This is a genomic window from Streptomyces aureoversilis, assembly GCF_042657885.1.
Classification (GTDB): domain Bacteria; phylum Actinomycetota; class Actinomycetes; order Streptomycetales; family Streptomycetaceae; genus Streptomyces; species Streptomyces aureoversilis.
Map to the genome: position 1 here is coordinate 155644 of NZ_JBHSKJ010000010.1, position 13299 is coordinate 168942.

13 protein-coding genes are annotated in these 13299 nt (G+C 70.7%); 8 read left to right on the forward strand and 5 right to left on the reverse strand.

Going from position 1 to position 13299, the window contains the following annotated elements; genetic code table 11:
- The 4 genes from ACFPP6_RS19270 to ACFPP6_RS19285 are packed head-to-tail and all read left to right on the forward strand — an operon-like array spanning window position 1 to window position 5398.
- Window positions 1–339 carry an acyl carrier protein gene (locus ACFPP6_RS19270; RefSeq protein WP_382043663.1) on the forward strand — a complete coding sequence of 113 codons (339 nt, stop codon included), beginning with the start codon at window positions 1–3 and terminating at the stop codon, window positions 337–339.
- Window positions 336–2111 (forward strand): AMP-binding protein, encoded by a 1776-nt coding sequence (locus ACFPP6_RS19275; RefSeq protein WP_382043666.1) that lies wholly within the window; start codon window positions 336–338, stop codon window positions 2109–2111. The genes ACFPP6_RS19270 and ACFPP6_RS19275 overlap by 4 nt, the downstream gene beginning before the upstream one ends.
- A gap of 11 nt (window positions 2112–2122) precedes the next feature.
- Entirely contained in the window at window positions 2123–4417 is a 2295-nt protein-coding gene (locus ACFPP6_RS19280; RefSeq protein ID WP_382043669.1) for an MMPL family transporter, read from the forward strand.
- A 27-nt stretch (window positions 4418–4444) separates the two neighbouring features.
- A complete protein-coding gene (locus ACFPP6_RS19285) occupies window positions 4445–5398 on the forward strand; it encodes a class I SAM-dependent methyltransferase (protein ID WP_382043671.1) in 954 nt (317 codons plus the stop codon).
- A 43-nt stretch (window positions 5399–5441) separates the two neighbouring features.
- On the opposite strand, the gene ACFPP6_RS19290 is transcribed toward ACFPP6_RS19285, so the two are convergent.
- A complete protein-coding gene (locus ACFPP6_RS19290) occupies window positions 5442–5726 on the reverse strand; it encodes an RICIN domain-containing protein (protein ID WP_382043674.1) in 285 nt (94 codons plus the stop codon).
- Window positions 5727–6296: 570 nt separating this feature from the next.
- On the opposite strand from ACFPP6_RS19290, the gene ACFPP6_RS19295 reads away from it, so the two are divergent.
- From ACFPP6_RS19295 to ACFPP6_RS19310, 4 genes are all read left to right on the forward strand, one after another.
- Entirely contained in the window at window positions 6297–7499 is a 1203-nt protein-coding gene (locus ACFPP6_RS19295) for a glycosyltransferase (protein WP_382043676.1), read from the forward strand.
- Window positions 7500–7997: 498 nt separating this feature from the next.
- Entirely contained in the window at window positions 7998–8219 is a 222-nt protein-coding gene (locus ACFPP6_RS19300; RefSeq protein ID WP_382043679.1) for a hypothetical protein, read from the forward strand.
- Window positions 8216–9127, forward strand: a complete 912-nt coding sequence (locus tag ACFPP6_RS19305; protein ID WP_382043682.1) for a sigma-70 family RNA polymerase sigma factor — start codon at window positions 8216–8218, stop codon at window positions 9125–9127. Before ACFPP6_RS19300 ends, ACFPP6_RS19305 begins: the two co-directional genes overlap by 4 nt.
- Complete coding sequence (locus tag ACFPP6_RS19310; RefSeq protein WP_382043683.1) at window positions 9124–9945, forward strand: hypothetical protein; 822 nt, start codon at window positions 9124–9126, stop codon at window positions 9943–9945. Before ACFPP6_RS19305 ends, ACFPP6_RS19310 begins: the two co-directional genes overlap by 4 nt.
- Window positions 9946–10044: 99 nt before the next feature.
- Here the strand turns inward: ACFPP6_RS19310 and ACFPP6_RS19315 are convergent, their stop codons facing one another.
- The 4 genes from ACFPP6_RS19315 to ACFPP6_RS19330 form a co-directional block, all read right to left on the reverse strand.
- Window positions 10045–10608: a dihydrofolate reductase family protein gene (locus ACFPP6_RS19315; protein ID WP_382043685.1), complete on the reverse strand. Its 564-nt coding sequence runs from the start codon at window positions 10606–10608 to the stop codon at window positions 10045–10047.
- 129 nt (window positions 10609–10737) lie between these two features.
- A complete protein-coding gene (locus ACFPP6_RS19320; protein ID WP_382043688.1) occupies window positions 10738–11976 on the reverse strand; it encodes a PP2C family protein-serine/threonine phosphatase in 1239 nt (412 codons plus the stop codon).
- 192 nt (window positions 11977–12168) lie between these two features.
- On the reverse strand, window positions 12169–12678 hold the full coding sequence (locus ACFPP6_RS19325) for a hypothetical protein (protein ID WP_382043691.1): 510 nt from the start codon (window positions 12676–12678) through the stop codon (window positions 12169–12171).
- Window positions 12679–12724: 46 nt separating this feature from the next.
- A complete protein-coding gene (locus ACFPP6_RS19330) occupies window positions 12725–13252 on the reverse strand; it encodes an RICIN domain-containing protein (RefSeq protein WP_382043694.1) in 528 nt (175 codons plus the stop codon).
- Window positions 13253–13299: the final 47 nt, after the last annotated feature.

The window sequence follows — 13299 nt, forward strand, 5'->3', positions numbered from 1 at the left end:
ATGGACAGGAACGTGGACGGGAACGCAGACAGGAACGCGGACCGGAGCGTGGACCGGGACTTGGACTTGGACCGGGACCGGGACGTGGACCGGAACGAGGTCTTCGCGCGGCTGGTCGAAATGGTGTCCGCCGAGGACGGCAGCATCGACGTCTCCAGGATCCGGCTGGACGAGACGCCTTTCCACGCCTACGGCCTGACCTCGCTGACCCAGCTGAGGGTGGGCGCCCGGGTGGCCGAGCTGTTCGGCATCCCCTTCCGGGACAGCGACGCCCTGCTGGCCCTTTCGCCCCTCGGGCTCGTCACCCTGGTGGAACGCCGGCTGGCGGGTGCGGCATGAACCTGCTGGACGCCGTCCGCGACGCCGTGCGGGGCGCGGACCCGGACCACGGCATCCGCTTCCTCACGCCCGGCGGCCCCGACGTCGCCATGCCGTACGGGACGTTCCTGCGCACCAGCGCGTGGCTGGGCCGCAAGATGCCCGAGGACACTGCGGTGGTCATCGCGGCCAACGACCCGCTGCCGACCCTGCTGGCCTTCTTCGGCGCGCTGTGGGCCGGCAGCCGGCCCCTGATCCTCCCGTCGCCCCGCGCGCTCGGCGGCGAGGAGCCCTTCCGCCGGCACGTCGAACGCACCCTCAGGACGTTTCCCGGCGAAGCCGTCCTCGCCCTCCAGGAAGGCCTGGTGCGGGGGGACTTCCCCGGCCCCGTCGTGCCCCTGCCGAGCGAGCCCGGCGGCTATGACACGCTCGCCCCGGGCGAACTGCCGGCGACAGCGGGGCCGGGAGGCGACGCCGTCGCCTTCCTCCAGGCGACCAGCGCCTCGACCGGCGACTCCAAGCTGCTGGCGATCTCCCACGCCAACGCCTGCGCCAACCTCGCCGCACTGCGCGTCTCGCTGGGCATGGGCCGCGACGAGCGGATGGTCTCCTGGCTGCCGCTCTACCACGACATGGGCCTGGTCGGCACGGCGCTGCTCAGCTTCTTCCACGGCTGGCCGCTGTACCTGATGAAACCCACCGAGTTCATCATGTGGCCGCGCGAATGGATCCTCGCCCTCAGCCGGTACCGGGCCACGATCACCGCCGCGCCCAACTTCGGCTACGACCACGCCTACCGCGCCGTCGACGAGCGGGACCTGACGGGCTGCGACCTGTCCGCCCTGCGCAGCGCGGTGATCGGCGCGGAGCCGATCCGGCTGGCGACCATGGACGGGTTCTACCGCCGCTACCGTCCGTACGGCCTGTCGCGGAGCAGCCTCGTCTGCAGCTACGGCATGGCCGAATCGACGCTGGCCAGCAGCATGCCGGAGCCGGGCAGCACCCCGCGCTACGTGCTGGTGGACCCCGTCGGCATGGAGAGCGGCGCCCCCGTGCGCCTGCTCGGCGAGGGGCTGCTGGACGATCCGCCGCCCCAGGGTTACGGGATCCCGGTGTTCTCCGTCGGCCGGGCCCTGAACGGGCTGCACACCGCGCTGACCGACGACGACGGCCGCCCGGTCGAGCAAGAGGCCGTGCTCGGCGAGATCACGCTCCGCGGCACGAGCGTCGCCGCGGGCCCGCTGGACCCGGGCACCGGCCGGCCCAGGCCGTTCCCGGAGGGCCTGCTGCACACCGGCGACCTGGGATTCCGGCACCGCGGCGACCTGTTCGTCCTGGAGCGCAAGAAGCACGTCATCATCCGCCACGGCCGCAACCACCTCGCCGCGCTGCTGGAGGAGCAGGTGGCCGCGGTCCTGGAGCGCCCCGCCCACGAGGTCATCGTGCTGGACGCCGACATCTACGACCCCGCCAGCGAGATCACCGCCGTCGTCGAGCACCACGACGGCCCGCCCGAGGTGACCGGGGCGCAGGCCGCGGCCCTGCGCGCGCTGGACCTGCCGGTCGACGCGGTGCTGTTCGCGCGGCGCCGGGTCATCCCGCGTACCACGAGCGGCAAGAAGCGCTACCACACGACCCGGCAGCAGCTTGCCGACGGAAGCCTGAAGGCCGAATACGTCGTCCGGCCGGGGCACTTGCACGGGAACGGCGCGCACGGGAACGGCGCGCACGGAAGCGCCGCGCACGGATTCAACCCGCACGGAAACGACGCGCATGGAGAGAGCACACCCTGAAAGAGCACCCCGTGAACGAGCACGCCGCGAACGGACCACGCACTGAAGGAGTCCGCAAGGAGTCCGCACCGAAGGAGAACGCCGCCGTGCCCGCCGAACCCCGTAGTCCCTCACCCCTGCACCGGTGGGGCGGATACATGGCCCGGCACCGGATCCCGGTGCTGGCCGTCTGGCTCCTCCTGGTGGTCGCGTCGGCGGCGTTCTACCCGAGCGTGGAGTCGCGGCTGGCCGCGCCCGACTACACGGTCCAGAGCTCGGAGTCGGCGACGGCGCAGAAGCTCATGGCGCGGCACTTCCCGGCCTCGGGCGCCGAACAGGGGGTGGTGGTCTTCCGGTCCGCCCGGCTGACCGCCGACACCCCCGAGTACCGGCGTGCCGTCGAGCGGGTGCTCGCCGTCATCCCGGCGGACGGGGGCCGCCCGGCCGCCCCCGACTCCTCCTCCGGCCGGATCTCCGCGGACAAGCACGTGGCGGTGGCCACGTTCCCGATGGCCGGCAGCCGGTCGGACCGCGCCGACCGGGCCGGGGACCTGCAGCGGCACATCCGGGCCGCGGCCGCGGACGGGCCCGTCGAGGCGTATCTGACCGGGCCGTCCGCACTCACCGGCGACCTCTCCGACGTCGAGCTGCGGGACCAGTCCGTCGCCGAGAGCATCGGCGTCCCGATCGCCCTGCTCGCCCTGCTGCTCGCGTTCGGCACGCTGGTCGCCGCGCTGATACCGGTCGCGATGGCCCTGGGTTCCGTCCTCGCCTGCACGGCCCTGCTCGGCCTGCTGGCGGGCCCGCTGAACCTCGACCGGTTCGTGACGGTCGTGGCCACGGTCATCGGCATCGGCGTGGGCATCGACTACGCGCTGTTCGTCATCAGCCGGTTCCGCGAGGAACTGGCCCGCCGCACCCCGCCCGACGGCGGGCCGCGCCCGGACAAGGCGGCGCTCCGGGAGGCGGTCGACGCGTCGGTGAGCGTCGCGCTGCGCACCTCGGGCCGCACGGTGCTGACCGCCGGCCTGATCGTCATGGTCGCGCTCGGCTCGATGATCCTGATCCGCGGCCACATCTTCACGGAGATCACCGTGGCCGCCGGGCTCATGGTCGTGCTGTGCCTGCTCACGTCGCTCACCGCGCTGCCCGCCCTGCTCGCCCTGCTGGGACACCGGGTCAACCGGGGAGCGCTGCCGCGCCGGCTGCGGCCCTCCGCGGGTGCGGGCGTGGGCGTGGGCGCGGGCGGGGGCCGGTGGGCGGCGTGGGCCCGTACCGTGCTCCGCCATCCCTACCGGCTGGGGCTTCCGGTGCTGCTGCTGGTCGCGGCGATGACCGTGCCGCTGGCCTCGATCAGGCTCGGCGTCGACTGGGGGCTGGCCTCCCTGACCGACACCTCTTCGGGGAAGGGGCAGCAGATCGTCGCCACGTCGTTCAGCCCGGGCGCCGTGGGCCCCGTCCAGGTCGTCGCCTGCGGACCGGGGGACACCGCCGTGACCGGCGCGCAGCGGCTGGCCGGCGAGGTGCGGGACGACCGGCGGGTCACCGAGGTCCTGCCCGTCGAACGCTCCGGGAAGTGCGCGGGCCTGCACATCGTCCTCGCCGAGCCGGTCGACTCGCCGAAGGCCACCGCGTTCGTCCGGGACCTGCGGTCCGGGCCGGCGCGGACCGCCTTCGCCGGAACGCCGGCGGAGGTCCACGTCGGCGGGCTCAGCGCGGAGTACGTCGACCTGTCCGACGAGACCGCGGGCAAGCTGCCGCTCGTCGTGCTGGTGATCCTCGCCCTGTCGTTCTGCTACCTGCTCGTGGTGTTCCGCAGCGTGCTCGTGCCGGTCAAGGCCGTGCTGCTGAACCTGCTGGCGACGGTCGCCGCGCTCGGCATGACCACGCTGGTGTTCCAGCACGGCTGGGGCGAGGGCCTGTTCGGCTTCACCAGCTCCGGCACGCTGCAGGCCTACCTGCCGGTCGCCCTGTTCGCGCTGCTGTTCGGGCTCTCCATGGACTACGAGATCTTCCTGGTCGGCCGGATACAGGAGGAGCGGCTGCGCTCCGGGGACGACGCCCAGGCCGTCCCCGCCGGGCTGGAGCACACCGCCCGGCAGATCACCACGGCCGCCGCGATCATGGTCGTCGTCTTCGGCAGCCTGCTGTTCGCCCGCGTCCTCGAACTGAAGCAGTTCGGCTTCGGGCTGGCCTTCGCGGTCCTGCTCGACGCGACGGTCGTGCGCCTGCTGCTCGTACCGGCCGTCATGGGCGTCGCGGGCCGCGCCAACTGGTGGCTCCCCGGCTGGCTGGAGCGACGGCTCCCCGCCGTGTGGAAGGAATAATCCCAACCCCTCACGAGAGGACGGCACATGCCCCGGACGAACGGCTACCGCGGCGTCTCCCGGGACGCGGCGAAGAAGCACTACGACGTCTCCGACGAGTTCTTCCAGATCTGGCTGGGGCCGAGCCTCGCCTACGCCGGCGGTCTGTGGGAGGACGGCGCCGACACCCTGGAGAAGGCGCAGTTGCGCAAGACCGACTACCTCCTGGGCCAGGCCGGGATCCGGTCCGGGCACCGGGTGCTCGACGTCGGCTGCGGCTACGGCGCCGAGATGCAGCGGATGGTGGAGGAGTACGACGTGGACTCCGTCACCGGCATCACGCTGAGCGAGGCCGCGGTCGAGTGGACCCGCAACCTCGCCATTCCGCGCACCGAGATACGGCTGGAGAACTGGATCGACCACCGGCCCGCCCAGCCGTACAACGCGATCATCTGCGTGGAGGCGATGGAGCACTTCGCCCGTCCCGGGATGTCCGGCCGGGCCAAGATCCGGGGCTACCGCGAGTTCTTCTCCCGCTGCCGGTCCTGGATGCGGCCGGAGGGCCGGCTGGTCGTCCAGACGATCACCTGGGGCCACCGCTTCCCCTGGGACCTGGACCTCCTGCGCGGCCTCTACCTCGCGAGCAAGGTCTACCCGGAGTGCAACCCCTCCTACCTGACCGAACTCCAGGCGGCGAGCGACGGCCTGTTCGACCTGGTGGCCCTGCGCAACGACTTCGACCACTACGCCCGCACCCTCAGGTGCTGGCTGGAGAACCTGGACGCCGACCGCCGCCGCGCCGCCGAACTGGTCGGGGAGAAGAAGGCCCACGACTTCGAACGCTGCATGACGACGGCGGTGCGCGCCTTCTCGGAAGGCTGGCTGCACCTGCACCGGCTGACGTTCCGCCCGGTACCCGAACCCGTCGGCCCGGCCCGCCGCTTCCTGGTCAACAACGTCCTCGCCCGCGACTCCCTGCCGACCCCGAAGTTCCTGGGCTGAGCCACGATCAATCGGGGTGGATCGCGAGGATGAACCGCCGTGGTTACCGTTCGATGCAGCCATGCTCCAGGCGGCCTCCGGGCGTGCAGCCGGCCGGCGGCTCGGGCTGGTGCTCACCGCCCGCCCACTGCTGCGCTCCGGAGTCGGAGACGTCCAGACACTTCTCGGACTGCCGGTTGTAGAAGACGTTCCGGTCGCCTGTGACGCTGGTGAGGATCACCCAGCGCTGAGAGCCGCTGCCGTTGCAGGTGTAGAGCTGAACGGGGGTGCCGTCCGCGGTACCGCCATTGCGGACGTCGAGGCACTTGCCGGATCCCCCGTTCACCATCGGCCTGCCGCCGACCGCCGAAGCCGCGCCGGCAGCAGTGACCGCGGCAAGGACGCCTTCTCCAAGGCACTGGCCAAGGCGGCCGAGAAGCTGACCGCGGCCGCCGCGAAGACCGCCTGATCACAGCACCGCGTTCGCAGGCAGTCCTGCCGGGTGCCGGATGCAGCGCAGCTCCGGCCCCGGTGTGCCTGGGGCCCCGCGCCATGACGGCCCGGGGACACTGTGCACTTCGTGCACTTCCACGGACTCCGCCGGTTCAACGAGCAGTACCGCTATCCGCCACCCCGGCCGGAGAGGTGGCGGCCGCCCGGCGCGTCCAGGGACTGTGCACGGCACCAGCACTCGACAGCGACACGTACGGCCCGCCGCCCTGGCTGACCACGGCATACGTGCCCGGCCCCACTCTGTCCTTCGTGGTCGTCGCCCACGGACCGCTCCCGGTACCGACCGTGCTGCTGCTCACCGCAGGCATGCCGAGCCGCTGCAGGCCATCTCCAGCGGCTCCGACGACAGGACAGCACCCTCCGGCGCGACGGTGTCCGGTTGGCATTCGCCGAGGAGAATCGCTCCATGCGAATTCTGATCATCACCGCCGGTTCCCGGGGAGACGTCGCGCCCTTCACAGGCCTGGGGCGGCGCCTGCTGGACGCGGGCCATCAGGTTGCCGTGGCCGCTCACCCGTCCTTCGCCGCGCTCGTCGGCGGATGCGGTCTCGACTACCGGCCTGTGCCGGGAGACCCGCAGGGGCTGATCCGGGACTGGTCCCGGGCGGCCTCGCGGGAGGAGACCCAGGCGTTGACAAGGGCGTACGCGGACGGGCTCGCCGATGGGGTCGCGGACGCCGTGGCGGGCGGAGCCGACCTGCTGCTCACCGCCTTCGGCCCGGCACCGCTCAGCCGGACGGCCGGCGAAGCGTTCGGTATCCCCGTCATCGGCACCTACCTCGCACCGTCGTTCGCCACCGGACAGTTCCCGCTGCCCAACGCACGGAGCACCGAGGGCCAGGGGCCGGAGGACAATCTGGCCGCGGGACGGGACGTGCTGAGGCGGGCGGAAGGGGTCTTCGCGGGCGCCGTGGCCCGGCTGCGCACCCGCCTCGAGCTGCCCGCCGACGCACCCTCGGTACCGGCGGACATCCGGCCGGTCTTCCACGGCTTCAGCCCGCTGGTGGTGCCGCGCCCCGAGGACTGGCCGTCCCGGGTCGAAGTGGCGGGCTACTGGTGGCCCGCGCGGCCGGAGCACTGGCAACCCCCGGCCGAACTGGTCGACTTCCTCCAGGCCGGCCCGCCCCCGGTGTTCATCGGGTTCGGCAGTATGGCGGCGGGCCAGGGGGAACGGCTCAGTGAGCTGGTGGCCGCAGCGGTGGAGCGGGCAGGCGTACGCGCGGTGGTGCAGGCGGGGTGGGCCGATCTGAGCGGATGCGGCGACGACGTCCTGGCCATCGGTGACATCCCGCACGACTGGTTGTTCCCTCGCACCGCCGCCGTCGTCCACCATGCCGGGGCGGGAACCACCGCGGCCGGACTGCGGGCCGGAGTGCCCGCCGTGCCCGTCCCCGTCATGGCCGACCAGCCGTTCTGGGCGTCTCGGCTGTACCGGCTGGGAGCCGCCCCCCGGCCTCTGCCGTTCCAGGACCTCACCGCCGAAGCCCTCGGCGACGCGATCACGGCCTGCCTGTCCGAGCCGGCCCACCGCCGCCGCGCAGCCGAACTCGCCCGCGGAATCGCCGCAGAGGACGGCGCCGCTGCGCTGCTCGCCCGGATCCACCGGTAGCCGGGGCCTGACCAGGCGGGTGACGGCCGACGCCTTGGGCCGCTGGGGGAGGGGGCGTTGTCAGTGCCCTGCGCTACGGTTCGTCTCCCCTGTAAGGGGTGCACCGTTCCCGCCCGGCCTCCATCTCAGGCCGGGCGGGAACGGGCCGGCACGCGCCCCTTCGTTCTCGGCACGGGGGCGTGCCCTCTTCCGGATGGAAGGGCGACACCAAGGTGTCCTGCCTCCATATGACGGGCTCTCCGACGGGATTGCAAGGAAAACAGGGAACTTCACCCGCGAAGCGCCCTCGGCGTGGTCCACGTGCACCGGAACGGTCATTTCCGGCTGCACAGCCGACCGTCCGCGACCCCTAATGTTCCGTGATTTCGTGATCACGTGGCGTAGTGCGCGATGTCAGGGTCATGCTGAGGGCCCCTCAACCGCGGATCGGCACCCGCTGGTTGGACGGGGTTCCTGTTGACGCGGTCCGGATGGCTGCGGCATGCACAAAGGAGTGCGATGGACAGCAAGAAGATAGCGCTGATGCTGGCGCTGGCAGGGATGGTATTCACCTGGAGCACGGCGATGGCGGCGATGGGCCACGTGACGCTGATCGCCTCGCTGGCGCCCGTCCTGGGGTTGACCGTGACTCAGGTTCTGCGCGGGTTCCGCTCGCGGAGCGCGCAGGCCTCCGGGCGCCGCGGGGCGGCGGTGCCCGACAAGGGGGACGGAGCCTCGTGACGACGTCGTTCAACGTGTCGGGGCCGGACTCCGAGCCGGCCCCGGTCCGCCCCGGCCGCAAGCTCGGCCCCATCGCGGGCACGGTCAGCAGCTCCCACCGAGCCTGGCTCGATCCGACGCGGGAGTGCTACCTCGCCAGCGGCCGCACCCTCAGCGATCTGAGCCTTCGCGTCCTGCTGGCCAAGTCCAAGCTCTCCGAGCTGCTGCGCGGCGTGGGCCACTATCCGCGCTGGGAGGTCATCCACCGCCTGGCGACCGAGCTGGACATGCCCGGCTGGCCCCTGTACCGGCTGTGGAGGCAGGCGGCTTTGGACGCGGGCAAGAGCCGGGACTGGGTCGACCGCTCCACCGACGGGGCCATCACCGTGGCCACCGCCCGGCCCGGGCCGCCCCTGGAACACGGCGCCCTGTGCTCGATGGTCGAAGCGGACTACCGCCGCTACGCCGAAGTCTTCCTCCAGGGCGAGCTTCGCGACGCGGCGGTGGAAGACGTCTTTGCCATCCTGTGGCTGTCCTTCGACGAGGCCCTCGCAAGCCCGGACATCCGCCGCTTCGCCTGGAACATCCTGCGCGCCACCGTCATGGCCAAGGCCGGTCACCGGGACAAGCGGCCCGTCGTCCTGGGCGAGGCCTCCTTCGACACGGTCGCCTTGCGTACGCAGGCCTCCAAGGAGGACCAGGCGGCCCAACTGGCGGAGAGCCTGGAGCTGTTCACCGCGATCGGCAAACTGCCCGACGCCCAGCTCGACGTCATGGTGCTGCGGCGCTTGTGCGGGTTCACCCCCGAGAAGGTCTCCGACCTCCTCGGCATTCCGCTGGCCGCCGTGCGGTCCGACGAACGCCACGCCGAACGCTTCCTGGACGACACCATCGAGCTGCCGCCCCAGACCGGAGGACCGACACCATGACCACGCTCGAAGACATCTTGTCCAGGGCACTGCTCGCCCGCGGCCGCATCGTGCCCCGCGACACCGTCCCGCCTCGCGAAGCCGTCCGAGGCGCCCGGCCGGCCGTCACACCGGGGCAGACGCCGAACGCGTCGGCAGTCGCGGCAGAGGACCTGCGCGCGCTGTGCGAGACCCTGGTCACCCACACCCCCGCCACCGCGGTCGCCGGCTTCGTCACCGATCAGGTGCCCGCGCCTCGCAGCGCACTGGTCCTGGCCTGCGTCCTGCAATTAACCGACACCGACGACGGCGCCCGGTTCTGGTGGCAGTACGCCGCCGGCGCCGGCCAGCGGGCCGCCGCCTACTGCCTCTACCTCCACCACCTCTCCCTCGGCGAGACCCACACCGCCCGCTGGTGGCACAACCAGACCGACGACGCACACGCCTCAGCCCCTCCTGCGCGCGCCGACTGCCAACGGGACGACGAACCCGTCGTCCTCCACCACGACGACAGGGCCCCGGTCACCACCATCCTGCGCGTCCTGCGCCGCCTCGCCAAACACACCAAACGCCCCCGCTCGGCCGTGGTCACCGAGCTGATGGAATACATGCCCACCGCGGTCGCCGTCGGCTACCTCCGCGAACCCGAAAGCGAGCTGCCCCTGCCCGGCCCCGACTTCGCCCACAAGATCCGCGCCCTGCTGGAAGCGGCCGCCGACCGGCCCGACGGCCCCAGCGACCTCCCGGCCCGCCCCCACACCCGCCCGGACCCCCGGCGGGACACACCCCGCCCCGCAATGCAGGTCCACCGCCAGGTCGACGAGGCCGCGACCCACTGAAGGAGCCGCGCCCTGCGCCCCCGGAACCCCGTCCGGGGGCGCGACCGATGCCCGGCCAGAGCGCCGGTATCGCCATGCGAGGGCACTGCCCAGCGACGGCTAGCGCGCCACGCGGTAGCGGAGGTAGACGACTTTCGAGCCGAAGGTGCGGGTCTCGACGAGTTCGAGATCCACCCGGCGCTCGCGCCGGGGAAAGAACGGAATGCCACCGCCGACCAGCACCGGGTGGACCATGGCCCGGTACTCGTCGATCAGATCCAACGCGGCTGCCTCTGCGGCGAGAGTCGCGCCGCCGATCGCGATCTCGCCCTCCGCCGGCTCGGCCCGCAACCGCTCGATCTCCTCCGCCAGGCCGCCGGAGGCCAGGCGGGCATTGCCCTGCACCGCCGACAGCGTGGTGGAGAACACCACCTTCGGGAGCGGCTTCCAGAGCGCGGCCCACTCGAGCATCGAGTCGTCGAGCGACGGATCCTGGTCGGCGGTCTCCCAGTACAGCATCGTCTCGTACAGCCGCCGTCCCAACAGGTGGACGCCGACCCCTCGGATCTCGTCGATCCAGAAGCGAAAGACCTCCTCGTCGGGCTCCGTCCAGCTGAACCCGCCGTCCGGCCCGACGATGTAGCCGTCAAGTGAGACGCCCATCGAATAGGTCACGCTGCGCATCGGAAGCCCTCCTCGGTATCGGGTTCGACGGTACGACCGGACGCTGCATGACGGGGCAGCGACGCGCACTCCCGGATGGTCGACGACATGGACCTCAAGGCCGCCGCGTCCATGACCGTCCCCGGGCTCTCAGGCGGCTTCGGTGGGACTGCCTCCGTAGTGCCATTCGATGAGTTCGGGGTGCCATTCGAGGAGCAGGATGGTGGCGTCGTCGCTGAGGGCGTTGCCCTGGTACTCGAGGATCGCGTGGATGAGCAGCCGCAGGACTTCGGAGGGCTGCTGGCCGGCGGCGGAGGAGCGGATGATGAAGTCGGTGAACCGGTCCAGGCCGAACGCCTCGCCGTCCTTGCCGCGGGCCTCGGTGACACCGTCGGTGTACAGGAGCACCCGGTCACCGGGTTCCAGCATCGTGCTGTACACCTCGCGGCGGGTGGGTTCGAGCTGGAACGGCGACCCCATGGGTGGCTGAGGGGGGCTTTCCAGGGCATGCTCCAGCACGCCCTCGTTACGGATCAGCAGGGGAGGCGGGTGACCGCAGTTGCACCACCGCAGCACGCCGGTGTCCACATCCAGCTGGCACACCACGCCCGTGCAGAACTGCTCGGGGAGCCACTCGGCGAGCGTGTGATCCACCGTCTCGATCATGTTCGGCAGGTCGATGCCGGAGCGGCGGCCGTTGCGGCAGCCGGCCATCACCACGGAAGTGGTCAGTCCCGAGGCGAGGTCGTGGCCCATCCCGTCGAAGATGCTGGCGTGCAGGATGTTCTTGCTGACCGAGTGGTCGAAGGCGTCTCCGCCGAGTTCGTAGGCGGGTTCCAGGACAGCGGTGGAGATCACGCCGGTGCGGCCGACACTGCGTGGCGGCAGGAAGGCACGCAGCATCTCGGTGGGCAGATCCATGCCCTGCGTGCGTATGCGGGCGACGAACCAGTCGCTGTAGGTGCGCTTGGAGGTGACCACCAGGGACAGAACCCGCGCCAGCATCCGGCACCGGCGCAGCCGCACCCCGTCCAGCACCCCGGCCCGTACGCCCAGCACGCCGAGCCGCTCCGCGCCGTCCACCATGGGCAGCCACACCACCACGTCCTCATGGGACTCGTGGACCCGCAGCGACAGTGTTCGGTACGCCCAGCCTCCTTCACTGGAGTCCACCGGCAGCCGTTCGGTCTGGTCGTCGAGAGGGATGAGCAGATGCTGCTGGAGGTCGACGAGGTAGATCGTGGCGCTGTCCAGGCCGAGTGCCCGGGCGCACCGGTTCACCAGTCCGGGCAGCTGGTAAGGGACGATCGCATTGGCCTCGGCGAGCAACCGTTCCAGCATCTGCTCGTCCGCCCCGGTGGTGACCGCCCAGTCGTCCCTGTCGGCCATGACACCACCACCTCCGCCGTATCAGTCTCGCATCTATCCGTCCGAGTCTCATTCCGGACGGAAAAGCGCGGCGGCGGACGCCGGTGGACAAGAAGACACGCAACTGCCTGCGCACCTGTCATTTCCGTATCGACCCGATGCCCCTGGCACTCCGGGCCGGGGACGTTCTGTACTTGCGTCGAAGCCTTGCGGTCAGGACTTGAAAGCCCATCTCTGGAAGTCGGTGTGGTTGCAGTCGCCGGTGTGCGGCGCACGGGTGGCCGGGTCGATCGTGAGGCACTTCTTGGTGCCCCAGTTCTTCACGGAGCCGTCGCTGTAACGGGTCCATTTTGTGTGGTTTCCATTGCAGAGGAAGGATCCGAATCCTCCCTCCCAGTCCCCGAGGCACTGGCGACTGTCGGCGATGTTCCTGAGGGTGTTGTCCGATCCGAGGGCCCAGTGATGTGCCATGGCGTGCGGGTTGCAGGGCCCTGTCAGTACACGCTCATCCCTGCGATAGAGGCAATGTTTGCTCTCATAGTTCTGGATCCGGACGAACGGGACGTCCGCTTCGGCGCTCCACGTCTGCGCCACGTCTGCGTTCGGTGTCGCGCCGGCAGGTGTGGGGGACAGGCCTGTGAGCAGGGTCGTTGCAACCGCCGCTCCGAACAACGCGTGCCTTGCCTTTACGCCCCAGCGGGGTCGTGCGGCATGGGTGAACATCTTTGATGCCTCCTGGTGGGGAATGCGATTGATTCCCGTAGCAACGTCAGTTCTTGAAGGCCCACTTCTGGAGCTCGGTGTGTTTGCACTCGTCGGTGAACACGAAGTCGGCTCCCGAGACGTGGAGCATTTCCAGGCACTTCTTGGTGCCCCAGTTCTTCACGTACCCCTCGCTGTAGCGGGTCCATCTCATTTCGCTGAGTCCGCAGGGGAACATGCCGACCTTGTTGTTGACGTTCCCGAGGCAGGCGGTGCCCTGCGGATCACCGATGGAACCGTCCGCTTCGCGAACCCAACGCTGACTTGTGTCGCCCGCATCGCACTGCTTCGTGCTCACTCGGGTATCCGAGACGCGGTAGATGCAGACTTTGGTCTGGTAGTTCTGTATCCGGAACATATTTGCGGGCGCCATCCGGGACCGCGAATCCTGCGCAACGGTGGCGGTTGACGTGGCTGGTGCCGCGCCGGCAGGCACGGGAGCCAGGACTGTGAGCAGGGCTGTTGCAGCTGCTGCTCCGGACACCACGAGCTTTGCTTTCGTGCTCAGGCGGGGCCGTACGGTGTGAGTGAACATTTCTGAGCACCTCCTTCGAGGGTGTGTGGGTGATTCCCGCGATTACG